This is a genomic window from Salinicola sp. (assembly GCF_982684285.1).
Genome location: NZ_CEXLVS010000380.1, coordinates 1 through 2,446 on the forward strand (window position 1 = coordinate 1; position 2,446 = coordinate 2,446).

Below are 2,446 nucleotides of genomic sequence, written 5' to 3' on the forward strand. Positions count from 1 at the left end.
GCGAGCAGTCGGGCGGCCTGGTGAAGCTGCTCGAGCGGGTGGCCTGTTTTCGCGAGTTGGTCGAGACGCTCTAGAATCGGATCAAGAAGGCGCTCTACTATCCGGCCGCGGTCATCCTGGTCGGCATCGGCGTTACCGCACTGCTGCTGGTCAAGGTCGTCCCCCAGTTCCAGAGTCTCTTCAATGGTTTCGGCGCCGAGCTGCCGGCCTTTACCCAGTTCACCGTGCAGCTGTCCGAATTGACCCAGGCCTACTGGTGGCAGGCCATTCTCGCCGCGGCGGCGCTCGTTTTCTGCCTGCGCCAGGCCATGAGACGATCACCCGCCTTCGCCTATCGCGCCCACCAGCTGATACTCAAGCTGCCGGTGCTCGGCAATATCGTCGACAAGGGATCGATCGCCCGCTTCTCGCGCACCCTGGCGACCACGTTCAATGCCGGCATCCCGCTGGTGGAAGCGCTGGACACCGCCGCCGGGGCCACCGGCAACCGCGTTCATCAGCGGGCCATCGCCAGTATTCGCGAGGACGTGGGGACAGGGCAGCAGCTCAACTTCGCCATGCGTCGCACCAACGTCTTCCCACTCATGGCGGTCCAGATGGTGAGCATCGGCGAGGAAGCCGGTGAGCTGGACACCATGCTCGACAAGGTGGCGGAGTTCTACGAGGAAGAGGTCGACAACCAGGTCGACGCGCTGACGTCGCTGCTGGAACCTTTCATCCTGGTGGTGCTGGGCACGCTGGTGGGCGGGCTGGTCGTGTCGATGTATCTGCCCATCTTCCAGATGGGCTCCGCAATTTAGTTACGAACGGGCTGCGCTCGACCAGCCGTTGTTGAAAGCGCGCTCGCGATCCTCATTGACACCCAGTCAACTGCGGTCGCTCGCGCGCTTTCGCCTAGCCTGACCTTCGCTCGCCACGTTCCTGAACGTTTGCGTACCCCCACCAAGCCAATCGTCATGATCAAAGCGGTCGGCCTATGGTTACGTTACCCTTAGCGCTGACTATTTATTCGATGTTCGTGGAGTTTCCGTTGTTAGATCTTCCTCCTTTGCTTACCTGGCCGTTGGCTTTCGTGCTCGGCGCGACGCTGGGTAGCTTCCTCAACGTGGTCATCGTGCGTCTGCCGGTCATACTGATGCGCCGCTGGCGCGCGGAAGCGCTGGAGGCACTGGAGCAATCCGCGGAGGCCACTCCCCGCTATAATCTGGCAACGCCACGCTCGCACTGCCCCGGTTGCGGGCATTTCATCGCCTGGCACGACAATCTGCCATTGGTCGGCTGGTTCAAGCGCCGGGGGCGTTGCGCGGCGTGCGGCACATCGATCAGCGCGCAGTATCCGCTGGTGGAGCTGGCCTCGGCGATACTGGCGGTGGCGGTCATCGCACTGCACGGCATCAGTTGGCAGAGCCTGTGGCTGATCGGTGCCTGCCTGACGCTGCTGGCGGGGGCGGTCATCGACTGGCGCACCCAACTGCTGCCGGACGCGTTGAACCTGCCGCTGCTGTGGGCCGGCCTGCTCTATCAATGGCTGTTCGCACCGCTGATGCTGGAGAGCGCCGTGCTGGGAGCCGTCGCCGGCTATCTCTCGCTGTGGTCGGTCTACTGGCTGTTCAAGCTGGCCACCGGCAAGGAGGGCATGGGCTATGGCGACTTCAAGCTGATGGCGGCCCTCGGTGCCTGGCTCGGCTGGCAAAGCCTGCCGCTGCTGCTGCTGCTGTCGGCCGGGGTCGGCGCGATCGCCGGCATGACATTGATCGCCACGCGACGACAAGAGCGGAACCAGGCGATGCCTTTCGGCCCCTATATCGCTCTCGCCGGGTGGATCGCGCTGCTGGTCGGCGAACCGTTGCTGGCGGTCTACCGCAACCTGCTGCTGGGAGGCTGGGGATGACCCCGACGGCCAATGCGCACGACACCATGGTGGTGGGGCTAACCGGCGGCATCGGCTCCGGCAAGAGCGCCGTCGCCGACGCCTTCGGCGCCCTCGGCATCGGCTGGATAGACGCCGACCATGTCGCCAGAGAGGTCGTGATGCCGGGCGAACCCGCGCTGGCGGCCATCGTCGAGCGCTACGGCGACGCCATCCTCCAGCCGGATGGCACCCTTGATCGCCGCGCGCTGCGCGCCCGGATCTTCGACGATGAAGCCGAGCGCCACTGGTTGGAAGGGGAAACGCATCCGCGTATTCGCCAGCGACTGCGGGCCCACCTGGCGAGGCTGCGCGCTGCTGACGCACCCTACTGCCTGCTGGTGTCGCCGCTGTTGATCGAATCCAGCCAGCACGAGCTGGTCGACCGGATTCTGGTGGTGGACGTTCCCAGGGAAGTCCAGATCGAGCGCACCCTGGCGCGGGATGGCGTCGACAGGCGCCAGGTGGAGTCCATCCTGTCGGCGCAGAGCTCCCGGGAGCGCCGCCTTGCAGCCGCCGACGACGTCATCGACAATG

General features: G+C 65.1%; 2 protein-coding genes and 1 pseudogene. All 3 read left to right on the top strand.

Going from position 1 to position 2,446, the window contains the following annotated elements; all coding sequences use genetic code 11:
• Positions 1-800 (top strand): annotated as a pseudogene (locus tag AC3AYF_RS20100) (type II secretion system F family protein); the annotation flags it as partial.
• Between the two features lie 230 nt (positions 801-1,030).
• Positions 1,031-1,891: a prepilin peptidase gene (locus AC3AYF_RS20105; protein WP_295036518.1), complete on the top strand. Its 861-nt coding sequence runs from the start codon at positions 1,031-1,033 to the stop codon at positions 1,889-1,891.
• Between the two features lie 26 nt (positions 1,892-1,917).
• On the top strand, positions 1,918-2,446 hold a 529-nt coding region (gene coaE / locus AC3AYF_RS20110), incomplete at its 3' end, for a dephospho-CoA kinase (protein ID WP_487780277.1).